General features: G+C 63.4%; 24 protein-coding genes and 1 riboswitch. Of the genes, 10 read left to right on the forward strand and 14 right to left on the reverse strand.

What is annotated here, in order from left to right; translation table 11 throughout:
- Window positions 1-20: 20 nt before the first annotated feature.
- The 10 genes from HU763_RS22205 to tkt form a co-directional block, all read right to left on the reverse strand.
- The gene (locus HU763_RS22205) at window positions 21-758 is read right to left on the reverse strand and encodes a substrate-binding periplasmic protein (protein ID WP_186684376.1); all 738 of its coding nucleotides are present in this window, start codon (window positions 756-758) and stop codon (window positions 21-23) included.
- A gap of 175 nt (window positions 759-933) precedes the next feature.
- Window positions 934-1,230: a winged helix-turn-helix domain-containing protein gene (locus HU763_RS22210; RefSeq protein WP_170033118.1), complete on the reverse strand. Its 297-nt coding sequence runs from the start codon at window positions 1,228-1,230 to the stop codon at window positions 934-936.
- A 12-nt stretch (window positions 1,231-1,242) separates the two neighbouring features.
- Window positions 1,243-1,743, reverse strand: a complete 501-nt coding sequence (locus tag HU763_RS22215; protein ID WP_186684375.1) for a M48 metallopeptidase family protein — start codon at window positions 1,741-1,743, stop codon at window positions 1,243-1,245.
- A gap of 39 nt (window positions 1,744-1,782) precedes the next feature.
- Window positions 1,783-3,909: a putative bifunctional diguanylate cyclase/phosphodiesterase gene (locus HU763_RS22220; protein ID WP_186684374.1), complete on the reverse strand. Its 2,127-nt coding sequence runs from the start codon at window positions 3,907-3,909 to the stop codon at window positions 1,783-1,785.
- A gap of 246 nt (window positions 3,910-4,155) precedes the next feature.
- Complete coding sequence (gene fba / locus HU763_RS22225) at window positions 4,156-5,220, reverse strand: class II fructose-bisphosphate aldolase (protein WP_170033124.1); 1,065 nt, start codon at window positions 5,218-5,220, stop codon at window positions 4,156-4,158.
- A 100-nt stretch (window positions 5,221-5,320) separates the two neighbouring features.
- Entirely contained in the window at window positions 5,321-5,650 is a 330-nt protein-coding gene (locus tag HU763_RS22230) for an MliC family protein (RefSeq protein ID WP_170033126.1), read from the reverse strand.
- Between the two features lie 101 nt (window positions 5,651-5,751).
- On the reverse strand, window positions 5,752-6,003 hold the full coding sequence (locus HU763_RS22235; protein WP_186684373.1) for a hypothetical protein: 252 nt from the start codon (window positions 6,001-6,003) through the stop codon (window positions 5,752-5,754).
- Window positions 6,003-7,166 carry a phosphoglycerate kinase gene (locus HU763_RS22240; protein ID WP_186684372.1) on the reverse strand — a complete coding sequence of 388 codons (1,164 nt, stop codon included), beginning with the start codon at window positions 7,164-7,166 and terminating at the stop codon, window positions 6,003-6,005. The genes HU763_RS22235 and HU763_RS22240 overlap by 1 nt, the downstream gene beginning before the upstream one ends.
- Window positions 7,167-7,178: 12 nt before the next feature.
- On the reverse strand, window positions 7,179-8,240 hold the full coding sequence (gene epd, locus HU763_RS22245; RefSeq protein ID WP_170033132.1) for an erythrose-4-phosphate dehydrogenase: 1,062 nt from the start codon (window positions 8,238-8,240) through the stop codon (window positions 7,179-7,181).
- 179 nt (window positions 8,241-8,419) lie between these two features.
- A complete protein-coding gene (tkt, locus tag HU763_RS22250; protein ID WP_186684370.1) occupies window positions 8,420-10,417 on the reverse strand; it encodes a transketolase in 1,998 nt (665 codons plus the stop codon).
- A 227-nt stretch (window positions 10,418-10,644) separates the two neighbouring features.
- On the opposite strand from tkt, the gene HU763_RS22255 reads away from it, so the two are divergent.
- The 4 genes from HU763_RS22255 to HU763_RS22270 all read left to right on the forward strand — a co-directional run bounded on the left by HU763_RS22255 (window position 10,645) and on the right by HU763_RS22270 (window position 15,219).
- Complete coding sequence (locus HU763_RS22255; RefSeq protein WP_170033136.1) at window positions 10,645-11,637, forward strand: ArsR/SmtB family transcription factor; 993 nt, start codon at window positions 10,645-10,647, stop codon at window positions 11,635-11,637.
- Between the two features lie 18 nt (window positions 11,638-11,655).
- Entirely contained in the window at window positions 11,656-12,846 is a 1,191-nt protein-coding gene (gene metK, locus HU763_RS22260; RefSeq protein WP_170033138.1) for a methionine adenosyltransferase, read from the forward strand.
- 147 nt (window positions 12,847-12,993) lie between these two features.
- Window positions 12,994-14,694 carry an NAD-dependent DNA ligase LigB gene (gene ligB / locus HU763_RS22265; protein ID WP_186684368.1) on the forward strand — a complete coding sequence of 567 codons (1,701 nt, stop codon included), beginning with the start codon at window positions 12,994-12,996 and terminating at the stop codon, window positions 14,692-14,694.
- Between the two features lie 132 nt (window positions 14,695-14,826).
- The gene (locus HU763_RS22270; protein WP_186684366.1) at window positions 14,827-15,219 is read left to right on the forward strand and encodes a DUF1090 domain-containing protein; all 393 of its coding nucleotides are present in this window, start codon (window positions 14,827-14,829) and stop codon (window positions 15,217-15,219) included.
- A 70-nt stretch (window positions 15,220-15,289) separates the two neighbouring features.
- On the opposite strand, the gene HU763_RS22275 is transcribed toward HU763_RS22270, so the two are convergent.
- Complete coding sequence (locus HU763_RS22275; RefSeq protein ID WP_186684364.1) at window positions 15,290-15,748, reverse strand: c-type cytochrome; 459 nt, start codon at window positions 15,746-15,748, stop codon at window positions 15,290-15,292.
- A gap of 119 nt (window positions 15,749-15,867) precedes the next feature.
- Here HU763_RS22275 and mltA point away from each other — a divergent pair, with 119 nt between their 5' ends.
- Window positions 15,868-17,019, forward strand: a complete 1,152-nt coding sequence (gene mltA, locus HU763_RS22280) for a murein transglycosylase A (protein ID WP_186684362.1) — start codon at window positions 15,868-15,870, stop codon at window positions 17,017-17,019.
- 50 nt (window positions 17,020-17,069) lie between these two features.
- On the opposite strand, the gene HU763_RS22285 is transcribed toward mltA, so the two are convergent.
- Complete coding sequence (locus tag HU763_RS22285) at window positions 17,070-17,453, reverse strand: MAPEG family protein (RefSeq protein ID WP_186672396.1); 384 nt, start codon at window positions 17,451-17,453, stop codon at window positions 17,070-17,072.
- A 28-nt stretch (window positions 17,454-17,481) separates the two neighbouring features.
- Window positions 17,482-18,315, reverse strand: coding sequence for an EamA family transporter (locus HU763_RS22290; protein ID WP_170033150.1), 834 nt, complete (start codon window positions 18,313-18,315; stop codon window positions 17,482-17,484).
- Window positions 18,316-18,568: 253 nt separating this feature from the next.
- On the opposite strand from HU763_RS22290, the gene HU763_RS22295 reads away from it, so the two are divergent.
- A complete protein-coding gene (locus HU763_RS22295; RefSeq protein WP_170033152.1) occupies window positions 18,569-19,804 on the forward strand; it encodes a cation:proton antiporter in 1,236 nt (411 codons plus the stop codon).
- Between the two features lie 33 nt (window positions 19,805-19,837).
- Here HU763_RS22295 and HU763_RS22300 read toward each other — a convergent pair whose 3' ends face one another.
- Window positions 19,838-20,239, reverse strand: a complete 402-nt coding sequence (locus HU763_RS22300; RefSeq protein ID WP_009399312.1) for an acyl-CoA thioesterase — start codon at window positions 20,237-20,239, stop codon at window positions 19,838-19,840.
- Window positions 20,240-20,417: 178 nt separating this feature from the next.
- Window positions 20,418-20,514, forward strand: a riboswitch (S-adenosyl-L-homocysteine riboswitch).
- 20 nt (window positions 20,515-20,534) lie between these two features.
- On the opposite strand from HU763_RS22300, the gene ahcY reads away from it, so the two are divergent.
- From ahcY to HU763_RS22320, 4 genes are all read left to right on the forward strand, one after another.
- Window positions 20,535-21,944 (forward strand): adenosylhomocysteinase, encoded by a 1,410-nt coding sequence (gene ahcY, locus HU763_RS22305; protein ID WP_170033154.1) that lies wholly within the window; start codon window positions 20,535-20,537, stop codon window positions 21,942-21,944.
- Between the two features lie 161 nt (window positions 21,945-22,105).
- Window positions 22,106-22,951 carry a methylenetetrahydrofolate reductase [NAD(P)H] gene (gene metF / locus HU763_RS22310; RefSeq protein WP_085621759.1) on the forward strand — a complete coding sequence of 282 codons (846 nt, stop codon included), beginning with the start codon at window positions 22,106-22,108 and terminating at the stop codon, window positions 22,949-22,951.
- Window positions 22,952-23,042: 91 nt separating this feature from the next.
- Entirely contained in the window at window positions 23,043-24,110 is a 1,068-nt protein-coding gene (locus HU763_RS22315) for a hypothetical protein (RefSeq protein ID WP_186684360.1), read from the forward strand.
- Between the two features lie 80 nt (window positions 24,111-24,190).
- Window positions 24,191-24,979 (forward strand): substrate-binding periplasmic protein, encoded by a 789-nt coding sequence (locus HU763_RS22320; protein WP_170033158.1) that lies wholly within the window; start codon window positions 24,191-24,193, stop codon window positions 24,977-24,979.
- The last annotated feature ends 210 nt before the right edge of the window (window positions 24,980-25,189 follow it).

Consider the following 25,189-nt stretch of genomic DNA (forward strand, 5'->3'; position numbering starts at 1 on the left):
GCCCGTACAGGCGCCAGGGGTCAGAAACCATACTGGCGCAGCAGCCGCGCATAGCTGCCATCGGCCTTCATCGCCGTAATCGCCCGTTCGAACCGCTCGACGATCCGTGCATGCTCGGGATGCTTCAAGCTGACCAGGATGTGCAGGGTGTTCTCTCCCAGCGGCGGTTCCACCAGCATCACTGCGTCACGTACCGCCTGCGGTTCGCGCTGCAGGTTGTAACGGGCCACGTACTCCTCTTCCACTGCCAGGTCCACCCGACCTGCTGCCAGCATGCGCACCGCCGAGGAAAAGTTGCGCACCGGCACTTTGTGCAGCTGGGCGTCGTTGTCGAACTCCGGGGAATAGGCGTATCCACGCACCACCGCAATACTGTAGGGGTACAAATCGGATTGGCGTTCATGGCGGAACGCCTCGCCCTTGCGCTGCAGCAGGCGAATGCGGTTATTCAGGTAGGCGGAGGAAAACTGCCCGATACGTTCACGCGAATCGTTGTACCAGGCGTTGATCAGCACGTCGTAGCGCCCTTCGCCTATGCCGAGCAACGCCCGCGCCCACGGCACCTCTTCGAACTCGCTGGTATAGCCGGCCCGGGTCAGCGCGGTGGTGACAATACTGGTCGCCAGGCCGCCGCCCGGCATACCGGCGTCGGTGAACGGTGGCCAGTTGTCTGCCACCAGGCGCAGCTTGTCCAGACCCAGGGCGGGAGTTGCCAGCATCATTGCCAGTAATCCCAGAACACATAGCAGTGGCCGCATGCTCAAGTCCTTTTCGCAATGAGGGAGCACACATTGTCAGGGCGGTCTTCTTTGCAACTGCCGATGAGATTACACAAAGCGCGTGTGCAGGACAGCGGCCAATAGTGTCATTTAGCCTCTATTTTGGCCGAAGCCCATATCCAGCAGGCGACATTGCGCATACGGCGCGGATTGTTCAGGGGTAACCCAGCACTTCCCGAATCTGCCGCAGGTGGCGGATGATCCACTGCTTGTCGATCGCCCCCCAGTCATGAATACGGTAGTGCCCGGCGTGATTGCGCGCGCCTGCCTGCTGCTCGAACTCGCAGACAATATCCAGGTCGGCCAGCGCGGCGATGGTGTCCTGGGCGGTACGCCGTGGCATGCCGGTGGCCTCCATCAGGGCGGGCACGCTGGTCGCGGTCTGGCTGTCGATCAGCCAGGCCACGTACAGACGGCGGTAGAAGCTGCTCTTGGTCTTGCTCACTTCCATGCTGCATGGTCCTTAACAGTTGCCCGGCAGCTCCCGATAGGTCAGGTAGACGCGCAGGTCGAATTCCAGTTGGTGGTAGTCCGGCTCCATGTGCTGGCAGAGCTGGTAGAACGCCTTGTTGTGATCACGCTCGCGCAGGTGTGCCAGTTCGTGCACCACGATCATGCGCAAGAACTGCGGCGCTGCCTCCTTGAACAGCAAGGCAATGCGGATTTCCTTCTTCGCCTTGAGCTTGCCGCCCTGCACCCTGGACACCGCCGTGTTCAGGCCCAGGGCCCGGTGGGTCAGGTCGAGGCGATTGTCGAACAGCACCTTGTCCAGGTTCGGCGCGCTGCGCAGGTATTGCTGGCGCAGGTCCTGGGCATAGCCGTACAGCGCCTTGTCGCTTTGTACATCATGGCGGTCAGGGTAGCGGCGCTGCAGATACTCGCCCAGGCGGTCGCTGTCGATCATCTGCCGCACCTGCTGCTGCAGGTGCGGGGGGTAGGCTTGCAGGTAACGTAATACAGTCATGGCGCGGCTTTCGGTATGGCGAATGCCGATTCTAGCCAATCAAGGCTGGGGCCAGGAGAAAATCGCCGGGAAACTGCTGGCATCCGCTGCCGTCATCGGGTAAGCCACCAGGAAACCCTGCACGTACTGACAACCATTGGCCTTCAGCCAGGCCGCCTGAACCGGGGTTTCCACGCCTTCGGCGATCACCGTGATGCGGTAGTCGGCGCACAGGCTGATAACGCTGCGCACCAGCGCGGCATCCACCGCCGAGTCGGGCAGGCGCGCCACCAGGTGGCGGTCGAGTTTGAGCGTATCGATCGGCAGGTCGCGCAACATGCGCAACGAACAGTCGCCAGCACCAAAATCGTCCAGCGCTACCCGGACACCCAGTTCGCGCAAACGGTGGATCTGTTTCACCGCCGCATCGATGTTGTACATCAACGAAGTTTCCGCCACTTCCACTTCCAGCTGCGTCGGGTCCAGCTGGTACAGCTGGATTACCCGCTGCAATTCCTCGACCAGGCCCGGCATGACGAATTGCGCACGGCTCAGGCTGATTCCCAGCACCAGGTCTGCGGCAAAGCGCTGGCACCAGGCCTGGCGCTGGGCCGCACCCTGACGGTAGATCCAGCTGGCCAGGCGGTTGATCAGGCGCGCTTCCTCCAGCAGCGGAATGAACAACCCCGGCGGCACATCGCCAACACTGGGGTGCTGCCAGCGCAGCAACGCCTCGAAACCACGCAGGTGACCGTCAGCGAAGGCGACCTGCGGCTGGTACACCAGGGTGAAGTCCTGCTGCTCGATAGCCGCGCGCACGCTGTCTTCCAGCATCAGTCGTGACCGCGCCCGGCCATTGAGTTCCTGGTCGTAGAAGCGGTACTGCTGGCGCCCCGCCTGCTTGGCCGCATACATCGCCGCATCGGCAGCACGCAACAGGCCTTCGACGTTGGCGCCGCAGTCCGGGTAGGTGGCGATACCGATGCTGACCCCAAGGCACACATCGAAGCCGTCCACCTCGTGGCTGATGGACACGCGTTCGAGCAGCCGCTCGGCATACCGCCCGGCCTGCTCCGGATAGGGCAGGCCGTCGAACAGCGCGGTGAATTCATCGCCGCCCATGCGCGCGAGCAGCGCCTCGCTGCCCAGGCAGTCCTTGAGCTGCTCGGCGACCCAGCGCAACACCCGGTCACCGGCGTCGTGGCCAAGCGAGTCGTTGATGCGCTTGAAGCCGTCCAGGTCCATGTACATCAATGCCTGCGACTTGTCCGAGCGCTCGTTGCGCAACAGCGCGCCTTCGGCGGCCTGGTAGAAACCGCGGCGGTTGAGCAGGCCGGTAAGCGGGTCGGTCACGGCCTGGTACTCCAGCTGCTGGTGCAGGTTGCGCACCACCGACATGTCCAGCACCGTCACCACCACGGCCTGCTGGTCGACCGGCAGCGGTGCGCAGGACAACGCCACGGGCAACAGCTCAGCGCCAGAGGTGCGCAGTTGGGCATCATGCACACGGAAGATCTGCCTGCCCAGGTAGGCCTGGTAGAAGCCCGAGTCCTCCCACGAGCTGGCATTGGCCAGTTGCACCAGATCGAGCAGGCGGGCGCCCTGCAGCTGTGCTACCGGCGTGGACAACAGGTTGGATATGGCCGGGTTGGCAAAGCTGATGATGCCCTGCGCATCCACCACCAGGATGCCCTCGGCGGCGTTTTCCAGGATCGACGCATTGAACGCCGTGGCCGCTTCCAGCTCGCGGGTCAGGCGTTGCAGCATGCGCCGGTTACGCTGCTGCTCGAGCAGGGCCTGGACCTTGGGCTTGAGGATCTGTGGGTCGAACGGCTTGAACATGTAGTCCACGGCGCCGCTGGCATAGCCTTTGAGCACGGCCGCTTCGGACTGTTCGTTGGCGGTGAGGAAGATGATCGGCGTCAGCCGGGTACGCTGGCTGCCGCGCATCAGCCGGGCGACTTCGAAGCCATCCATTTCCGGCATCTGTACATCCAGCAAGACCAGATCGACTTCATGTTCGAGCAATGCGTTCAAGGCTTCCATACCCGAACTTGCCGTTAACACCTGCCAATCCTGACGGGCCAGCAACGCCCGCATGCTGATGAGGTTCTCGGGGTAATCGTCTACCACCAGGAGAACCGAATTGCCATCCAGTGGCTGTGGTAGAGCGTGAGCGCCATCCATGCTGCTTCTCTATTATGTGACCGACTTCAAAATACACTTGGATCCATTAGTACTCTAGCTCTACGCGAATAACACGCAATGCAATCAGAACGCTATCAGGGACTTAACTGTACCGTAGCCGACTAACGGTCGGTTCGCCGTGGTTTATCCAGCGCCTGTGGGCCGAGCCTGTACGGCAGCAGCAATATTCTGAACGCGAAAAATGAAAAACCCGCATTTCTGCGGGTTTTTCGTGTTGCCAGTCGATCAGTTGACCTTGGCGGCCAGTTCGCCCTTGGCATAGCGCTGGAACATGCCTTCCAGGGAGATCGGCTTGATCTTCGAGGCATTGCCGGCGGTGCCGAAAGCTTCGTAGCGGGCGATGCACACGTCACGCATGGCCTTCACGGTCTCGGCGAAGAACTTGCGTGGGTCGAACTCGCTCGGGTGCATGGCCATGTGGCGGCGGATGGCACCGGTGGAAGCCAGACGCAGGTCAGTGTCGATGTTGACCTTGCGCACGCCGTACTTGATGCCTTCGACGATTTCCTCGACCGGCACACCATAGGTTTCCTTGATGTCGCCGCCGTACTGGTTGATGATCGCCAGCCACTCTTGCGGTACCGAGGACGAACCGTGCATCACCAGGTGGGTGTTGGGGATGCGCTTGTGGATTTCCTTGATGCGGTCGATCGCCAGCACGTCACCGGTTGGTGGCTTGGTGAATTTGTAGGCACCGTGGCTGGTACCGATGGCGATCGCCAGGGCGTCGACCTGGGTCTTCTTGACGAAGTCCGCAGCCTCTTCAGGGTCGGTCAGCATCTGGCTGTGGTCCAGCACGCCTTCGGCGCCGATGCCGTCTTCTTCACCGGCCATGCCGGTTTCCAGCGAACCCAGGCAGCCCAGCTCGCCTTCTACCGAAACGCCGCAGGCGTGAGCCATGGCCACGGTCTGCTGGGTAACCCGGACGTTGTACTCGTAGTCGGTCGGGGTCTTGCCGTCCTCACCCAGCGAGCCGTCCATCATCACCGAGCTGAAGCCCAGCTGGATCGAACGCTGGCAGACGTCAGGGCTGGTGCCGTGGTCCTGGTGCATGCACACCGGGATGTGCGGGAATTCTTCGATGGCAGCCAGGATCAGGTGACGCAGGAACGGCGCGCCGGCGTATTTGCGCGCACCGGCCGAAGCCTGGACGATCACCGGCGAGTCGGTCTTGTCGGCCGCTTCCATGATGGCGCGCATCTGCTCGAGGTTGTTGACGTTGAAAGCTGGTACGCCGTAACCGAACTCGGCGGCGTGGTCCAGCATCTGGCGCATGCTAATGAGTGCCATGGTGTATCTCTCTCCCGACAAGCGTCGTTTGTTTCGTGCAAGCCTGCCGCAGGGGCGGTTGCTGTTCAAGTAGTGTGGGCCACCCTCGCGGCCCGGCCAGTCACGGTGCCTTGCAGCCCCGCCCAATCAGATCGTTGGTCGCCACCCAATACACCAGGCCCTCTTCGCCCTTGGTATGGAAGGCCAGCATGCCATCGCTGTACAGCGCACCCGATGCACCGGGCTCGGCCTTGAGCCGGTAGACCTGGTCGCCGCCACCCAGGCGCACATCGACCTGGTCACGTTGCGCATCGGCGAAGCGCCACAGCACTTCAGCCTGGCTGTCGCAGACCCAACGGGTCCAGTCATCCGCCGGGGCGGGCTGCGCCGGCTGCAGCAGCGAGCATCCTGCCAGTGTCGCCAGGGCCGTCACGGCCAAAAGCGCTTTCATTCAGCTTCCTCGATTTGGGGCTACTGTGCAGCCCGCGAAGGGCCGCACAGCGGGCCCTACCTCAAGACCACAAATCAGCCTTCAGGTTGCCTGTTACCCGATCAAGGGCAACCCGGCGCCTTGCGCTGGTGGTCTTCGTCGTACTTTTCCAGGCCTTCCGGGCCCACGCGCTTGCTGATGACCGGCACGGTCTCGGCTTGCCACTCGGACTGGTAGCAGCCGCCCTTGGGCGGTTGCGCCGGGTCGCTGTCGGAGGCCGGGCTGCCGGCGCAGGCGCTCAGCAGGCCAGCCAGCATCATCACAGGCAATTGCTTGACCATCAGGCCACTCCCTTTGCCAAGCGCCGGCGTCATCAGGCCTTGGCCCGCTCTTCCAGAATTGCCACGGCCGGCAGGACCTTGCCCTCGACGAACTCGAGGAAGGCGCCCCCACCGGTAGAAATGTAGGAGATATCGGCGCCAACGCCATACTTGTCGATCGCCGCCAGGGTGTCACCGCCGCCAGCGATGGAGAATGCGGCGCTATCGGCGATGGCCTTGGCCAGCACCTTGGTGCCATTGCCGAACTGGTCGAACTCGAACACACCGACCGGGCCGTTCCACAGGATGGTTTTCGACGACTTCAGCAGCTCGGCGAAGTTGGCAGCGGTTTGCGGGCCGATGTCCAGGATCATGTCGTCGGCGGCAACCTCGGCAATGGCCTTGACGGTGGCTTCGGCGCTTTCGGCAAATTCCTTGGCAACCACCACGTCGACCGGCAGCGGCACGCTGACCTTGGCAGCGATGGCCTTGGCCGTGTCGACCAGGTCAGGCTCGTACAGCGACTTGCCCACTGGGTGGCCAGCGGCGGCGAGGAAGGTGTTGGCGATGCCGCCGCCGACGATCAGCTGGTCGCAGACTGCGCTCAGGCTGTTCAGCACGTCCAGCTTGGTGGACACCTTGGAGCCGGCAACGATGGCGGCCATCGGCTTGGCCGGGGCTTTCAGGGCCTTGCCCAGGGCGTCCAGCTCGGCTGCCAGCAGCGGGCCGGCAGCAGCGACCTTGGCGAACTTGGCAACACCGTGGGTCGAGCCTTCGGCGCGGTGGGCGGTACCGAAAGCGTCCATGACGAACACGTCGCACAGGGCGGCGTACTTCTGCGCCAGCTCGTCGGCGTTCTTCTTCTCGCCCTTGTTGAAGCGCACGTTCTCGAACAGCACCAGGGAACCGGCCTGGACCTTGATACCTTCGAGGTAGTCGGCAACCAGCGGCACTTCACGGCCCAGGGCCTTGCTCAGGTAGTCGGCAACTGGCTTGAGGCTGTTCTCGGCCGAAAATTCACCTTCGGTCGGACGGCCCAGGTGCGAGCAGACCATTACCGCCGCGCCCTTCTCCAGGGCCAGCTTGATGGTCGGCAGCGCTGCCAGGATACGCGCATCGCTGGCAACCACACCGTCCTTCACAGGCACGTTGAGGTCTTCGCGGATCAGTACGCGTTTACCTTGCAGGTCGAGGTCGGTCATCTTCAACACGGTCATGAATGCAGTCCTTCAGGGCTGTTTGTTGCGGGTGGGGTGGACGACGTGCAGATAGTGTTCGGCAACGTCGAGCATACGGTTGGCAAACCCCCATTCGTTGTCGAACCAGGCCAGCAGGTTCACCAGGCGCGGGCCGGAAACACGGGTCTGGCTGGCATCGACGATCGCCGAATGCGGGTCATGGTTGAAATCACAGCTGGCATGCGGCAACTCGGTATAGGCCAGCAAGCCTTTCAGCGGGCCTTCCAGCGCCGCCTCGCGCAACACCCGGTTGACCTCGGCCGCACTGGTATCACGGGCAGTCTGCAGGGTGATGTCCAGGCACGAGACGTTGACGGTCGGTACGCGTACCGCTTTGGCCTGGATTCGCCCGGCAAGTTCCGGGAGCAGGCGTTCGATGCCACGCGCCAGACCAGTGGACACCGGGATCACCGATTGAAAGGCGGAACGCGTGCGGCGCAGGTCTTCGTGGTGATAGGCGTCGATCACCGGCTGGTCGTTCATTGCCGAGTGGATGGTGGTGATCTGCACGTACTCGATACCGAACGCCTGGTCCAGCACGCGCAGCAGCGGCACGCCGCAATTGGTGGTGCACGAGGCGTTCGACACCAGGCGCTCACGGCCGGTCAGGCAGGCCTGGTTGATGCCGTAGACCACGGTGGCGTCGACATCGGCCTCACTGGCCATCGGCTGCGAGAACAGCACCCGCGGTGCACCAGCGTCGAGGAAGCGCTGGCCATCGGCGCGGGTGTGGTAGGCGCCGGAGCACTCCAGCACCAGGTCGATGCCCAGGGCGGCCCAGTCGATGCCTTCCGGGGTGGCACTGCGCATTACCTTCACGCAATCGCCATTGATATGCAGACAGTCGCCATCGACCTTCACCTCACCGGGAAAACGCCCGTGGGTGGAGTCGAAGCGTGTCAGGTATTCCAGGCTGGCCTGGTCGGCCAGGTCGTTCAGCGCGACGATCTCGAAACCGGCCTTCGCCCCCCGCTCAAACAGCGCGCGCAGGACACAGCGGCCAATACGGCCATAACCGTTGAGTGCAACTTTGTAGGGACGCGGGTGGGACATTCGTTGGCTCGCTAACGCATGATGGCTGTTGGGGCCGCGTTGCGGCCCATCGCGACACAAGGCCGCGCCTACAAGGGGCTGCATGCGCAGTACCCTGTAGGCGCGGCCCTGTATCGCGATGGAGGGCAAAGCCCTCCCCTTGCACGACCTGGAGGACGTCACCGCCCTCCATCTTCACATCAGTCTTCCAGCAGCTCTTCGGCAGTACCGAGGATGTTCTCGACGGTGAAGCCGAACTCTTCGAACAGAGCCGAAGCCGGCGCCGACTCACCGTAGGTGGTCATGCCGATGACGCGACCTTCCAGGCCAACGTACTTGTACCAGAAGTCGGCATGGGCGGCTTCGATGGCAATGCGCGCACCCACTTCCAGCGGCAATACCGACTGCTTGTAGGCAGCGTCCTGGGCATCGAACACGCTGGTGCACGGCATGGAAACCACACGCACCTTGCGGCCTTGCTCGGTCAGCTTGTCGAACGCCTGAACCGCCAGGCCCACTTCCGAACCGGTGGCGATCAGGATCAGCTCAGGCTCGCCGGCGCAGTCCTTGAGCACGTAGCCGCCGCGGCTGATGGCGGCGATCTGCTGGGCGTCACGCGCCTGGTGCTGCAGGTTCTGGCGCGAGAAGATCAGTGCCGAAGGGCCGTCCTTGCGCTCCAGGGCGTATTTCCAGGACACGGCGGATTCTACCGCGTCGGCCGGGCGCCAGGTGTCCAGGTTCGGCGTGCTGCGCAGGCTGGTCAGCTGCTCGATCGGCTGGTGGGTCGGGCCGTCTTCGCCCAGGCCGATGGAGTCGTGGGTATAGACGTGGATCACCCGCTGCTTCATCAGCGCCGACATGCGCACGGCGTTGCGGGCGTATTCCATGAACATCAGGAAGGTCGCGCCGTAAGGCACCAGGCCACCGTGCAGGGCAACGCCGTTCATGATGGCGGTCATGCCGAACTCGCGCACACCGTAGAACACGTAGTTGCCGCTGGCATCGTTGGCTTCGACACCCTTGCAGCCCTTCCACAGGGTCAGGTTGGAGCCGGCCAGGTCAGCCGAACCGCCGAGGAACTCGGGCAGCAGTGGGCCGAAGGCATTCAGGGCGTTCTGGCTGGCCTTGCGGCTGGCGATGGTTTCGCCCTTGGCCGCCACTTCGTTGATGTAGGCCTGGGCCTTCTCGCTGAAGTCGGCCGGCAGCTCGCCGGCAGCACGACGCTGGAACTCGGCAGCCAGCTCCGGATAAGCCTTGGCATAGGCCTCGAAACGCTGGTTCCACTCGGCTTCAGCCTTGGCACCGGCGGCCTTGGCGTCCCACTCGGCGTAGATGTCGGCCGGGACTTCGAACGGGCCGTGGTTCCAGTTCAGCGCCTGGCGGGCCAGGGCGATTTCGTCGTTGCCCAGTGGTGCGCCGTGGCAGTCTTCCTTGCCCTGCTTGTTCGGCGAGCCGAAACCGATGATGGTCTTGCAGCAGATCAGGGTCGGACGATCGCTCTTGCGGGCGGTCTCGATGGCGGTCTTGATCTCGTCGGCGTCATGGCCGTCGACATTGCGGATCACCTGCCAGTTGTACGCTTCGAAGCGCGCTGGGGTGTTATCGGTGAACCAGCCGTGCACTTCGCCGTCGATGGAGATGCCGTTGTCATCATAGAAGGCGATCAGCTTGTTCAGGCCAAGGGTGCCGGCCAGCGAGGCGACTTCGTGGGAAATGCCTTCCATCATGCAACCGTCGCCAAGGAACACGTAGGTGTTGTGGTCGACGATGTTGTGGCCGTCACGGTTGAACTGGGCGGCCAGCACTTTCTCCGCCAGGGCGAAGCCCACGGCGTTGGCGATACCCTGGCCGAGCGGGCCGGTGGTGGTCTCGACGCCCGGGGTGTAGCCGTATTCCGGGTGGCCCGGGGTACGGCTGTGCAGCTGGCGGAAGGCCTTGAGGTCGTCGATCGACAGGTCGTAGCCGGTCAGGTGCAGCAGCGAGTAGATCAGCATCGAACCGTGGCCGTTGGACAGCACGAAGCGGTCGCGGTCGACGAAATTCGGGTTGCTCGGGTTGTGCTTCAGATAGTCGCGCCAAAGCACTTCGGCGATATCCGCCATGCCCATGGGGGCACCTGGGTGGCCGCTGTTGGCCTTTTGCACGGCATCCATGCTGAGGGCACGAATGGCGTTGGCACGTTCACGACGGCTGGGCATCGCTGATCTCCTGGGGGCTTGAATAGGTGGTGTCACGAAAAAGGCGGCCATTTTCGCCCACTGGGGGGGCTTGGGGCAATGACGTATGGTCGCAGTCGGGGGATTTTCCTGTGATCGGGCTTCAATTCGGGGCAAAACCGGGCGAACCGTCCCGCTCATCACCCAATATCAAAACTTTTTGATATTGCCCTTGCTAGGGCAACGATGCCTGTCTAGACTGCCGCCCCATGAACCTTCGTGCGCAATTGATCCCCGAGCAATGCGAAGCATTGGCTGCCTTGTGCAAAGCCAGTGGCGACGCGTTGCGCCTGAACGTGTTGCGCGCCCTGGCTAACGACTCGTTCGGCGTGCTGGAACTGGCGCAGATCTTCGGCGTTGGCCAATCGGGCATGAGCCACCACCTGAAGGTGCTGGCCCAGGCCGAGCTGGTCGCCACCCGCCGCGAAGGCAACGCCATCTTCTACCGCCGTGCCCTGCCCGACAGCTTGCGCCTGGGCGGCAGGCTGCATGCGGCACTGCTCGAAGAGGTCGACGACCTGGCCCTGCCAGCCGAGGTGCAAGCGCGCATTGCCCAGGTACAGCAACGTCGTGCCGCCACCAGCCAGGATTTCTTCCTGCGTGTGGAAGAGAAGTTTCGCGCCCAGCAGGACCTGATCGCCGGCCTGCCGCAGTATCGCGAAAGCCTGCTGGCGCTGCTCGACAAGCTGAATTTCGACCCGGCCGCCAGTGCCCTGGAGGTCGGCCCCGGTGACGGCGGCTTCCTGCCAGACCTGGCACGCCGCTTTGCCCGGGTCACCGCGCTGGACAACAGCCCGACCATGCTCGAACTGGCACGCCAGGTCTGCGAACGTGAACGTCTGGGTAATGTAAACCTGCAGTTGGCCGATGCACTGGGTGCAACGGATGTGGAAGCCGACTGCGTTGTGCTGAACATGGTCCTGCACCATTTCAGCGATCCGGCCCTGGCCCTGCGCCAGCTGGCCAAACGGGTGAAGGCAGGCGGCAGCCTGCTGGTCACCGAACTGTGCAGCCATGACCAGGGCTGGGCGCGGGAAGCCTGCGGCGACCTCTGGCTCGGTTTTGAACAGGACGACCTGGCCCGTTGGGCCACGGCAGCCGGGCTGGCCCCGGGGGACAGCCTGTACGTGGGCTTGCGTAACGGTTTCCAGATCCAGGTCCGCCATTTTCAGCGGACGGCTGGCGACATACACCATCGGTAAATTTCAGGAACCTTCGAGATGAGCGAATACTCCCTTTTCACCTCCGAGTCCGTGTCCGAAGGGCATCCGGACAAGATCGCCGACCAGATTTCGGACGCCGTCCTTGATGCCATCATCGCCCAGGACAAATACGCCCGCGTAGCCTGCGAAACCCTGGTCAAGACCGGTGTTGCCATCATCGCCGGCGAAGTCACCACTTCGGCCTGGGTCGACCTCGAAGACCTGGTGCGCAAGGTCATCATCGATATCGGCTACAACAGCTCCGACGTCGGGTTCGACGGCGCCACCTGCGCCGTGATGAACATCATCGGCAAGCAGTCGGTGGACATCGCCCAGGGCGTGGACCGCTCCAAGCCGGAAGACCAGGGCGCGGGTGACCAGGGCCTGATGTTCGGCTATGCCAGCAACGAAACCGAAGTACTGATGCCGGCACCGATCTGCTTCTCGCACCGTCTGGTCGAGCGCCAGGCCGAAGCGCGCAAGTCCGGCCTGCTGCCATGGCTGCGCCCGGACGCCAAGTCGCAGGTCACCTGCCGTTACGAAAACGGCAAGGTGGTCGGCATCGACGCCGTGGTGCTGTCGACCCAGCACAACCCTGAGGTTTCGCAGAAAGACCTGCAGGAAGCGGTGATGGAGCTGATCGTCAAGCACACCCTGCCGGCCGAATTGCTGCACAAGGGTACCCAGTACCACATCAACCCGACTGGCAGCTTCATCATCGGTGGCCCGGTGGGTGACTGCGGCCTGACCGGGCGCAAGATCATCGTCGACTCCTACGGCGGCATGGCCCGCCACGGTGGTGGCGCGTTCTCCGGCAAGGACCCGTCCAAGGTCGACCGCTCCGCCGCCTACGCTGGCCGTTACGTGGCCAAGAACATCGTTGCCGCCGGCCTGGCCGAACGTTGCGAGATCCAGGTTTCCTACGCCATCGGCGTGGCCCAGCCGACCTCCATCTCGATCAACACCTTCGGTACCGGCAAGGTTTCCGATGACAAGATCGTCCAGCTGGTGCGCGAGTGCTTCGATCTGCGTCCATACGCCATCACCACCATGCTCGACCTGCTGCACCCGATGTACCAGGAAACCGCCGCCTACGGCCACTTCGGTCGTACCCCGCAACAGAAGACTGTCGGCGACGACACCTTCACCACCTTCACCTGGGAGCGTACCGACCGCGCCCAGTCGCTGCGTGACGCTGCCGGCCTGTAACTTTTCCTGCAGCGCTGGGCAAAAGCCCCTGCCGAGTAATCGGCAGGGGCTTTTTTTTTGACATATTGGCTGACAAACGCTGCATGGCTGCCCGTGCGCTGGCTGCCTAGGCTGGGAGTTCCCACCCGCCATGCAAGGATGCTGGCCATGCCGCTAATGCTGTTGTTCGCCCTCCTGCTGATGTTCCATACCCCAGTAACCTGGGCCGCACAGTGCCCCGACTGGCACCCGCAACAAATCGACAGTGAAGTGGCCCAGCTGCGTGCCACCCTCGCCCGCTGGGACGACCATTACCATCGCCAGGGCGTTGCGCTGGTGCCCGACGAACTGTATGACCAGAGCCGCTTGCGGCTGACGCATCTGCAGCAATGCTTCGGCCTGGCGAGCGCCCAGTCGCCGCTGGCCAGCGCTCGCGGCCCGCTCCCCCACCCAGTGCCGCATACCGGCGTCGACAAGCTGCCCGACCGGCGGGCGGTGGAACGCTGGATGTCCGGGAAGACCGGCGTATGGGTACAGCCCAAGGTCGATGGCGTTGCGGTTTCGCTCATATACAGGCAGGGCCGACTGGTGCAGGTGATCAGCCGCGGAGATGGCGTGCAGGGGCACGACTGGAGTCGCCACATACCACAGCTTGGCGCGATCAACCGGCAGTTGCCCGTGGCCATCGACCTGCAGTTGCAGGGCGAACTTTACCTGCGCCGGGAGGCGCATGTGCAAGCTGAGGCGGGCAGTGTCAATGCCCGCGGTACGGTGGCCGGGCTGCTGGCCCGCAAGCAGCTGGAGGACGAGCAAGGCGAGAGCATCGGCCTGTTCGTGTGGGACTGGCCGCACGGCCCCGAGCAGCAGGCCGAACGCCTCGCGCAACTGGCAAAATTGGGCTTCACGCACAGTCAGCCATACACCGTTGCCATCGCCACAGCGGACGATGCAGCGCACTGGCGCGAGCACTGGTACCGCTCGCCCTTGCCCTTTGCCACCGATGGCGTGGTGCTGCGCCAGGGCAGCCGGCCACCGGCCGAACGTTGGCAGGCCAAGGCCCCCTACTGGATCGCCGCGTGGAAATACCCCTACACGCAGGCCCTGGCCGAAGTGCGCGCAGTACGCTTCCGCGTCGGCCGCACTGGCAGGATCACGCCGGTACTGCATCTGTTGCCGGTAACTCTCGATGACCGCCGGATTAGCCAGGTGAGCCTGGGTTCGCTGGCCCGCTGGTTCCAGCTCGACATCCGCCCCGGTGACCAAGTGGCCGTCAGCCTTGCCGGGCTGACCATCCCGCGCCTGGAGCAAGTGGTGCACCGCGCTGTCGAGCGCACGCCGGTATCCGCGCCGGCGCCCGGCGAACATCACGCACACAGCTGCTGGCAGGCCAGCGAGGGCTGCGAGGAACAGTTTGTCGCTCGCCTTGCCTGGCTCAGCGGCAAGCAGGGGCTGGCTTTGCCGCGCACCGGCCCTGGCACATGGCGCCGACTGGTAACGGCCGGGCTGGTGACTTCGATGACCGACTGGTTGCACCTGGATGGCGAGCGCCTGGGCCAGGTAGCGGGTATCAGCGAGGCGACGGCTACGCAGTTGCAGACCAGTTTCGACGCCGCCCGCTCACGGCCCTTTGCGCAATGGTTGCGCGCGCTCGGCGCGCCCACACCGACAGGCTTGCAAGTGACCGGTGGCTGGCAGGACCTGGCGGCGCGCACAGGTCGCGAATGGCAAGCCTTGCCCGGCATAGGCGAAAAGCGTGCGCAGCAGCTTGCCGAGTTCTTTGCCAGCGCCGAGGTTCAGGCCATTGCCAGGCAATTGGCCAAGGCAGGAATCGACGGTTTCCGGATCGACGGGCATGGCATCGAGCAATGAATTTTTACCAATTTACCTGTGGGGATAAACCGAGATTCCACCGGAAAAACCCGACAAGGGTTCCTAAAAGGGCAAAACCAAGGCAGGATTTCCCCCAACTTTTGCTGCCCCGCCCCGTCAAGGAGGCTTTTCATGAAACGTATTTCGACCCTTTTCCTGCTCTCGACACTTGGCCTGGCCGCTGGCACTGCCCAGGCAGCCCAGCCGGATGCCGGCCTGACCGGCTGCGCCGCCAAGCGCAGCGCCATCGAGAACCAGCTGAAGATTGCCCGCGACCATGGCAACACCGGCCAGGTCACAGGGCTGGAAGAGGCGTTGCGCGGGGTCGACAATTGCACCGATGCCGGCCTGCGCAAGGAACGTGAGCAAAAGGTGCTCGACGCCCGTCACGAAGTGGCACAACGGGAAAAGGACTTGAAGAAAGCCGAGAAGAAAGGCGACTCGGAGAAAATCAACAAGCGCAAGGACAAGCTGGCCGAGTCGCGCAAGGAATTGCAGGAAGCGGTGGAGGACCTGGACCGCTAAGGCCAGCGGCAAACGCGATCACTGCAGGCGCGGCCTTGTGTCGCGCCTGCAGACAGAGCCATGCAAGCCATCAATGATTACGAAATTCGCTATGACAGGCCTTGCACGCCGCTTCGACCTTGTCCATCGGCGCCTTCAACTGCGCAGCATCGAGCGGCTGACTACGGCTGATATCGGCCAGTTCGCCTGTGACGCCTTCCAGCTGCCGGGCCAGGTCGTGAAAGCGTGCCTGGCGTTCCCATACCTCGGCGCGAGCGCTGCTGTCGCCACCATCACGCACCTGTGGAAAGTGTTGCCAGGGCTGGTGCGCGAGGTTGTCCAGCTTCTGAGCACCGTCGGCGAACTTCACCCCATCGAAAGGCAGCCGGCCACGCAACATGCCGCCCAGGTCTTCGCTGGTTCTGAGCATGTCCTTGAAGATTACCTTGCGCTTGCCCAGCGGCGAGTTGGGGTCGACCCGGTCGCAACCACTCAAGGCGCCGCCCAGGGCCAATGCTGCCAGCAGAACAACGGTCAATCGCTTCAACATCACACTCACTTCGGCCTGCGCAAATGGGCGGCCAGTATCGCTGCCCGCGGGCCAAAGACCAATAGCCACATGAAATACAGGGGTGAATATTCATCTTCGCCCATGACAGGAATGCACACATGAAATCAGCCCTGCGCCATCTGGCCTGGACGCTCCCGGTGCTGGCTTTGCTGGCCGGCTGCAACGGCGGCGAGAACGCCAAGCCGGAGCCCCACGCCATTGCCACCTACGTCCCGGCCACCTGGAATGACCTGCCGGCAGTCAGCGACGAAGACTTGCTGGCCGGCTTCTATGCCTGGCGCAGCGGTTGCGAGAAGCTCGCGCGCGACCCGGTGTGGGCCGCCACCTGCGAAGCCGCCGGCAGTGCCACGGCCAGCGCCGCCCAGGTGCGCACATTCCTTGAGCAGAACCTGGAGGTATACGGCCTGCGCTCCGCCGAGAACAACGCCCATGGCCTGATTACCGGCTACTACGAACCGGTCTACCCCGGCAGCCTCAAGCAATCGGCAACCAACCACGTGCCGGTCTACGGTATTCCCGACGACATGATCGTGGTCGACCTGGCCAGCGTGTACCCCGAGCTCAAGGGCAAGCGCCTGCGCGGGCGCCTCGACGGGCGGGTGCTCAAGCCTTACGACACCGCCGAGGTCATCAACCGCAACGGCGTAAAGGCACCGGTGCTGGCCTGGCTGACCGACCCTATGGACCTGCAATTCTTGCAGGTGCAGGGTTCCGGCAGGGTGCAACTGGAAGACGGCCGCCAGCTGCGCCTGGGCTACGCCGACCAGAACGGCCATCCATACCGGCCGATCGGGCGCTGGCTGGTGGAACAAGGCCAGCTGAAAAAGGAAGAAGTCAGCATGGGCGCCATTCACGCCTGGGCCCAGGCCAACCCGCAGCGGGTACCGGAGCTGCTTGCCAGCAACCCCAGCTACGTCTTCTTCAGCACCCGCCCCGACAGCAACGAAGGCCCGCGTGGTTCACTGAACGTGCCCCTGACCGCTGGGTACAGCGTAGCCATCGACCGCAAGGTGATTCCGCTGGGCAGCCTGCTCTGGCTATCCACCACCCGCCCGGACGCAACTCCGGTGGTACGCCCGGTGGCGGCTCAGGATACCGGAGGGGCAATTACGGGTGAGGTGCGGGCCGACCTGTTCTGGGGCACCGGGCCGGAAGCCGGGGAACTGGCCGGGAACATGAAGCAGCAAGGGCAGATCTGGATGCTGTGGCCCAAGGGCAAGCCGTTGCCTGAAGTACCAAAGGTGCCTTGATCGGCGGTGGGCTCTTCGCGGGCTTGCCCGCGAATCAGGCCCCCCGGTTTTCAGATGGAAACTACAAAGAACGCCACGATCATCGCCATCCCGGCAAACCACACCAGCGAGCGCAGCACGGCCCAGTCCGCCAGGTAGCAGATGATGTAAAGCAAGCGGCTGGTGATGTACATCACCCCCAGCACATCCTGGGTCACCTGCTCGGCATTGCCGACGATATCGGCCACCAGCACCGCCGCGGCAAACGCCGGAAAGGCCTCGTAGCTGTTCTGCTGGGCGGCATGTGCACGGCGTGGCAGGCCGGAAAGCGTATCCAGGAAAGCGCGCGGGTCGTGGTTGTCTTTCAGGCCGAAACGGCCACTTACCTTGGCGATCAGCCCGCACAGGGGTGGCAGCACCAACGCGATCAAAATGCACCACAGGGCAACGGTCATAGGCAGGACTCCTTGTTCAGTCTCGAGGTCAAAGCTTCATTATCAACATGCCGGCCAACACCAGCCCGCAAGCTAGGAGTCTGGGCCGGCCAAAAGGTTCTTTGAGGTAGCGCATGCCCAGCACTACCACCAGGATCACGCTCAATTCCCGCAGTGCCGCCGCCTCAGCCACCGAGCCGAGGTGCATGGCCCACAGCACCAGGGCGTAACTGAGCAATACGCACAGCCCGACTGCCAGCCCCAGGCGCCACTGCAGGCGCCAGAACAGCACGAACGGCGCACGTCGCGCCACGCTGGCCAGCAATGGAAAGGGCCAGGCGCTGAGCAATGTCAGCCACACCAGGTAGTCCCAGGGCTTGCCCCACAGGCGCACGGCCTGGCCGTCAAACCAGGTGTAGCAGCCGATGCACAGGCCGATCAGGGCGACCACCGGTAGCATCGACCAGGGTAGCCGCTCACCGCCACCGCCCTGCCACAACAGGCAGGCCATGCCGCAGGGGATCAGCAGGATGCCGATGATCTGCTGCTGGCTCAGCGATTCGCCGGCAAAGGCCAGGGTCAGTGCCAGCACCACCAGGGGCGATAGCCCGCGCATCAGCGGGTAGACCAGCCCCAGATCGCCGACGCGGTAGGCCTGGATCAGCAGGAAGCGGTACAACTGCTCGGCCAACGCCGACGCCAGCAGCCAAGGCCAGACGCTGGCCGGCGGCACCTCGGCGAAGGCCACGGCAAGCACCGCGAAAGCCAGCGCCACCGTGTCCATGCTGGCGATCACCAGCAGGCGCTCACCACTGAATTTGATCAGGGTATTCCAGGTCGCATGCAGCAAGGCGGCGATCAGTACCAGGGAAGTTGCCAGCACACCGTTGGGTCCTTGTGACGTTTTCGAGGGATGAATATATAGCGTTGGTGGTCGGGTTGCCTGGGATGTGTTCGGCGCTGAAAATATCGTGACCTGCACCTCGCCGCCATAATTGCACCCTCCAGCTGTAAACACCCGGAACGCTTCCAGCAATTCTGGTCAAATCCTGTGCCCCGAAGCCCTCGCCAGATCATCAAAGAACTGCCCGAGCCATTCGGGTTATGACTTGGAAGCCACTGCTACAGGATTCGGGATGCTTGAACTAGTTGCCGCATTTATCTGCCTCACCACCCTCCTCACCTATGTGAATTACCGTTTCATCGGCCTGCCCCCCGCCATTGGCGTGATGGTTACGGCGCTGCTGTTCTCCCTGATGCTGCAGGGCCTGAGCCTGATCGGCTTCCCCGGCCTGGAAGCACGCGTCGAAGGGCTGATGAACCAGATCGACTTCAACGACCTGCTGATGCACTGGATGCTGGCCTTCCTGCTGTTCGCCGGCGCCTTGCACGTCAACCTCGCCGACCTGCGCAGCTACCGTTGGCCGATCGGCCTGCTGGCCACCGTCGGTGTGCTGATCGCCACCGTGGTCATCGGTTACCTGTCGCACTGGGTGTTCGCCCTGTTCGGCTGGCAGGTGCCACTGATCTACTGCCTGTTGTTCGGCGCCCTGATCTCGCCCACCGACCCGATCGCCGTGCTTGGCGCGCTGCGTACCGCCAATGCCTCCAAGCCGCTCAAGACCACCATTGTCGGCGAATCGCTGTTCAACGATGGCACCGCAGTGGTGGTGTTCACCGTGTTGCTCGGCATCATCCGCCTGGGCGAAACCCCGAGCATGACCGACACGGCGATCCTGTTCGCCCGCGAGGCCATCGGCGGGGTAGTGTTCGGCGGCCTGATCGGCTACGCCACCTACCGCATGATCAAGAGCGTCGAGCAGTACCAGGTGGAAGTGATGCTGACCCTGGCGTTGGTCATCGGTGGCTCGGCCATGTGCTACGAACTGCACGTTTCGGCGCCGATCGCCATGGTGGTGGCCGGCCTGATCATCGGCAACCTGGGGCGCAACCTGGCGATGAACGACATGACCCGCCGCTACATGGACGGTTTCTGGGAGCTGATCGACGACATGCTCAATGCCCTGCTGTTCGCGCTGATCGGCCTGGAGCTGTTACTGCTGCCGTTCAACTGGCTGCACCTGGCAGCCGGTGGCGTGCTGGCCCTGGCGGTGCTGCTGTCGCGGCTGCTGACCGTGGCCCCGGCGATCGTCCTGCTGCGGCGCTGGCGCCCGGTGCCCAAGGGCACGGTACGGGTGCTGACCTGGGGTGGCCTGCGCGGTGGGGTGTCGGTGGCCCTGGCGCTGTCGCTGCCTTTGGGCGAGGAACGTGACCTGCTGCTGTCGATCACCTACATCGTGGTGCTGTCGTCGATCCTGGTGCAGGGTTTGAGCATTGGCCGGGTGGTGCGCAAGGTCAGCGCCCAGCCATGAGGTTTTCGGGGCTGCTTTGCAGCCCCGAAATCGTCACTCCACCGCCGAATCCGGGAACTGGTCCTGGATATATTTGATCTCGGTGCGCCCGTGGGGCGCCGGCAGCCCGTCTTCGCCCAGGTTGACGAAGACCATCTTGTCGACGGTGAGAATGGCCTTGCGGGTGATCTTGTTGCGCACTTCGCACTTGAGGGTGATCGAGGTGCGGCCGAACTCGGTGGCGGTGATGCCAAGCTCGATGATGTCGCCCTGGCGCGAGGCACTGACGAAGTTGATTTCCGATATGTACTTGGTCACCACGCGCTGGTTGCCCAGCTGGACAATGGCGTAGATCGCCGCCTCTTCATCGATCCAGCGCAACAGGCTGCCACCGAACAGCGTGCCATTGGGGTTGAGGTCTTCGGGTTTAACCCATTTGCGGGTGTGAAAGTTCATCTGTACTCCTGACCTGCTTGGCTACGGTGTAGCAATGATGGCAGAGCGGTCGCTGTCGCTCCATTGAACATCGACTATCGTCGCGATTAATCGACAGAAAACCTTGGGCAAGCCAGCGGGCGCGGCTATAATCTCCGCCGCTTCACATGGTTGCCCACAGCGGTGCCATGCCCGCCACCCGTCCGAGGGGCGCTGCAGCAGGCTAGGCCTGTCAGGCTCGGATGGGGCGTTGTCCGCTCCCGCGGACGCTCAACGCACAACGGCGCCCATTCGCACATTACGAATGGAGGCTCTCATGAGCGCTGCAAACATGCCTGCTGGTTTTACCGATTACAAAGTCGCCGACATCTCCCTGGCCGCCTGGGGCCGTCGCGAAACCATCATCGCCGAATCGGAAATGCCTGCACTGATGGGCCTGCGTCGCAAGTACCTGGCCGAGCAACCGCTCAAGGGTGCGAAGATCCTGGGCTGCATCCACATGACCATCCAGACCGCCGTGCTGATCGAAACCCTGGTTGCCCTGGGTGCCGAAGTGCGCTGGTCGTCCTGCAACATCTTCTCCACCCAGGACCAGGCCGCCGCGTCCATCGCCGCCGCCGGCATCCCGGTGTTCGCCTGGAAAGGTGAAACCGAGGAAGAATACGAGTGGTGCCTGGAGCAGACCATCCTCAAGGATGGCCAGCCATGGGATGCCAACATGGTCCTCGACGACGGTGGCGACCTGACCGAACTGCTGCACAAGAAGTACCCGCAGGTACTGGAGCGCGTACACGGCATCACCGAAGAAACCACCACTGGCGTGCACCGCCTGCTGGACATGCTGGCCAAGGGCGAGCTGAAAGTCCCGGCGATCAACGTCAACGACTCGGTCACCAAGAGCAAGAACGACAACAAGTACGGCTGCCGTCACAGCCTGAACGACGCCATCAAGCGTGGTACCGACCACCTGCTGTCGGGCAAGCAGGCCCTGGTGATCGGCTACGGTGACGTGGGCAAGGGCTCGGCCCAGTCCCTGCGCCAGGAAGGCATGATCGTCAAGGTCACCGAAGTCGACCCGATCTGCGCCATGCAGGCCTGCATGGACGGCTTCGAAGTGGTTTCGCCGTTCATCGACGGTATCAACAACGGCACCGAAGCCAGCATCGACAAGGCCCTGCTGGGCAAGATCGACCTGATCGTGACCACCACCGGTAACGTCAACGTCTGCGACGCCAACATGCTCAAGGCCCTGAAGAAGCGCGCCGTGGTCTGCAACATCGGCCACTTCGACAACGAGATCGACACCGCCTTCATGCGCAAGAACTGGGCCTGGGAAGAGGTCAAGCCGCAGGTGCACAAGATCCACCGCACCGGCGCCGGCAGCTTCGACCCACAGAACGACGACTACCTGATCCTGCTGGCCGAAGGCCGCCTGGTCAACCTGGGTAACGCCACTGGCCACCCAAGCCGCATCATGGACGGTTCGTTCGCCAACCAGGTACTGGCCCAGATCTTCCTGTTCCAGCAGAAGTTCGCCGACCTGTCGGCCGAGAAGAAAGCCGAACGCCTGACCGTGGAAGTGCTGCCGAAGAAGCTCGACGAAGAAGTGGCCCTGGAAATGGTCCGCGGCTTCGGCGGCGTGGTCACCCAGCTGACCCAGCAGCAGGCCGACTACATCGGCGTTACCGTAGAAGGCCCGTTCAAGCCGCACGCCTACCGCTACTGACAAGCGGCAAGCTGCAAGCGGCAGACAGGTGCGAAAACGCCCCATGCCGCTTGCAGCCCAGGCTCAAACTTGTTGAACGATGCCCAAGCCAGATCGGCCATCACCGATCTGGCTTCTATTTGCAGCTTGCTGCTTGAGGCTGGCTGCTAGAGGAACGTCTGATGTCCCAGGAACGCCGCTACAGTTTCGAGTTCTTCCCGACCAAGACCGATGCCGGCCACGAAAAGCTGATGGGCGTCGCCCGCCAGCTGGCCGCCTACAACCCGGACTTCTTCTCCTGCACCTACGGTGCCGGTGGCTCGACCCGCGACCGCACACTGAACACCGTGCTGCAGCTGGAAAGCGAAGTGAAGGTGCCCGCCGCGCCGCACCTGTCGTGCGTGGGTGACACCAAGGCCGAACTGCGCACCCTGCTGGCCGAGTACAAGGCTGCCGGCATCAAGCGCATCGTCGCCTTGCGTGGCGACCTGCCTTCGGGCATGGGCATGGCCAGTGGTGAACTGCGCTACGCCAGCGACCTGGTCGAGTTCATCCGCCAGGAAACCGCTGACCACTTCCACCTGGAAGTGGCCGCCTACCCGGAGATGCACCCACAAGCGCGCAACTTCGAGGCCGACCTGGCCAACTTCGTGCACAAGGTCAAGGCCGGTGCCGACAGCGCCATTACCCAGTACTTCTTCAACGCCGACAGCTACTTCTACTTCGTCGAGCGCGCACAGAAGCTGGGCGTGGATATCCCGGTGGTGCCCGGCATCATGCCGATCACCAACTACAGCAAACTGGCACGCTTCTCCGACGCCTGTGGCGCCGAGATCCCGCGCTGGATCCGCAAGCAGCTGGAAGCCTATGCCGATGACACCGCCAGCATCCAGGCATTCGGTGAAGAGGTGATCACCCGCATGTGCGAACAACTGCTGCAGGGCGGCGCACCGGGCCTGCACTTCTATACCTTGAACCAGGCCGAACCGAGCCTGGCCATCTGGAACAATCTGAAGCTGCCGCGCTGAAATTTTTTGCAAAACCTGTTTAACAACCGATTAAGGCTTTGGTCATAGACTAAAGCCTTATTTTTTTTCGGTTACACAGGTCTTGCCTGCCATGCAGCACTCGCATCCACAGCTCGTCTACCTGGCTTTTGGCCCGGCGACCTACCATCAGGAAGCCTGCTTCAGCATCATCAGCGCCCTGGCCCACCTGGACAGCGCAGCAGGCGAAGCCATGGACATCCAGGTCTACACCGACAACCCGCAGCCCTATGCCGGCCTGCCGGTAACCGTGCACGTGCTCGACGAAGCCACGCGCCAGGCCTGGAACGCCCCTCACGGGTATCACTTTCGCAGCAAGCATGTGCTGCTGCGCCAAGTGCTGCAGCAACACCCACTGGCAGTGCTGATCGACACCGACACGTTCTTCCGCAAGTCGCCGCTGGAGCTGTTCGCCCGGGTAGCCCCAGGGCGCCTGCTGTGCAATGCCATCGGCGCACGCTATGGCAGCAACCAGAAATGCCTGCTGTACAAGAACCTGCTGGCCATCCTCGAGTCCCGCGGCCTTGCCGATTGCCAGATGCCGCTGGTCAACTCCGGGGTGATCGGCCTCACGGCGCAGGATGCAGGCACCCTGGACCGCTCCATCGCCATGATGGACGAGTTCCACCCGCTGGCTCGCGAGGCCTATACCCTCGAGGAATTCTGCCTGGCGGTGGCAGCCTATCGCACCCTGGAGCTGGCCGAATGCACCGACGTCATCCACCATTACTGGAGCCGCAAGGCGCAGTTCCGCGCCAAGATCCAGGCCTGGCTGCGCAAGCATGGCCATGACCCGCTGAGCGACGCCGCGCTGGCTGACGTGTACCTGGTCAACGACCAGCTGCCACGGCCGCCGGCCCTGCAACGCCTGGGCTACAAGGCACTGAGCATGACCCTGCCCAGCCACGAACGCCAGTTCGCCCGCGAGTTGCTGTATGGCTGCTACCACTACCCCAACGAGTTCGACCGCGCCTGTGCGCCGGCCTGGTGGGACAAGGCACTGGAAAACCTCAATGCCCGTCATGGCCACATGCAGCCCGAGCAACTGCGCCAGTGCCTGCGCCATCCGGGGCTGCGCCTGACATTGGGCGAACGGCGCAAGGACATCGAGGCGCATCTGCTGCGGTCTTCGCAGGGCTGAACTGCCTGCAGGAGCGGCCTCGCTCACTTTGGATGTCGCGGGCGCTGGTCTTGAACAGACCGAGCTTGTAATCTCCGGCCATGCCGTACGTCGCCCGTCTGTTGTGGATCCTCTTGTTCGCCTGCCTGAGCCCCCTGGCCCTGGGCGAGCGCCTGCGCCTGGTGACCGATGACTGGGCACCCTACGTGTATCTACAGGACGGCCAGCTGCGTGGCATCGACTACGAGGTCACCACCCAGGTGTTCGCACGCCTCGGCATCGAGGTGGAGGTGCAGATCCTGCCTTGGAAGCGCTGCCTGGCAATGATCGAGCAAGGCTTGGCCGACGGCATCCTCGACGTCTTCCAGAATGAGTCACGCCAGCCCTACCTGGTTTACGCCGCCGAGCCCATGTCGGATGTCGAGTTCGTGCTGTTCCAGGCCAGTGCACGTCGCCATCCGGTCAGCAAGCTGGGCGATCTCGCCGGCTTCACCGTCGGCACCTCGCCCGGCTACAGCTATGGTGCAGCGTTCAACGAGGCCGCCTACTTCAAACGCGAAGCCGCCCCTACCCACCAAGCCAACTTCGGCAAGCTGGTCCTGGGCCGCATCGACCTGGCAGTCACCGACCGCAGGGTCGGCCATTACCTGCTGCGGCACCTGGGCCTGCAACAGCAAGTCGAGGTATTGCCGCTGGTGATCAACCGCCAGGCGCAATACCTGGCCCTGGTACGCAAGCCTGGGCGCGAGTTGCTGGCCCAGGCCTTTGCCGAAGAACTGCGGCGTTTCAAGCAGGAACCGGCCTACGCAGCAATCAGCCAGCGCTACACAGGCGACATCGGAAACATTCCCAACGCCGTTGAGCAGCAGGAAAGCAGCACGGCGCGATAGCTCTGTTATACTCGGGCCTTCCCGCCCGGCTCACGCCCGGACGCTCGGCCTCGCAACAGGCATCCCGATCGGCATCGACGCACCTTTTAGCGTCCACCCTCCGTTACTTGGATGTGCAGTGAAAGCCCAGCTGGACCGGACGCGATCGCATCCCACCGATGCCCGTCGCGCCAGGCAGAACATCCCACACGGGCCCAGCCCACACGAGAA

The sequence above is a fragment of the Pseudomonas anuradhapurensis genome, assembly GCF_014269225.2.
Lineage (GTDB): Bacteria > Pseudomonadota > Gammaproteobacteria > Pseudomonadales > Pseudomonadaceae > Aquipseudomonas > Aquipseudomonas anuradhapurensis.